The 255-nt window shown below is 45.9% G+C and carries 1 protein-coding gene; it reads right to left on the bottom strand.

What is annotated here, in order from left to right:
• Positions 1 to 255, bottom strand: a 255-nt coding sequence (locus V6E90_RS21710) for an Ig-like domain-containing protein (protein ID WP_332606436.1), incomplete at both ends; no start/stop codon positions are given.

Genomic DNA, 255 nt, shown 5'->3' with positions numbered 1-255 from the left:
CAGTGGTGTCCACTGTATAAACTTGAGTGTCCGTTACATTGCTGCTGTTACCTGCTGCATCTGTAAACGTAACTTTTGCATCGATGGTCTTATCGCCATCTGCCAATAAACCACTGCCTGGTACACTCACACTCCACGTACCATTTGCTGAATTTACTGTTGCGGTATAAGTCACCCCATTCACAACAACAGTTACGACAGTAGTCGCTGCATCTGCTGGTACACCTGTTAATGTGCCTGTTAAGGTTACGTTCC

The organism is Acinetobacter sp. ESBL14, assembly GCF_036668815.1.
GTDB classification, from domain to species: domain Bacteria; phylum Pseudomonadota; class Gammaproteobacteria; order Pseudomonadales; family Moraxellaceae; genus Acinetobacter; species Acinetobacter gyllenbergii.
This window is presented reverse-complemented; position numbering and strand designations above follow the sequence as displayed.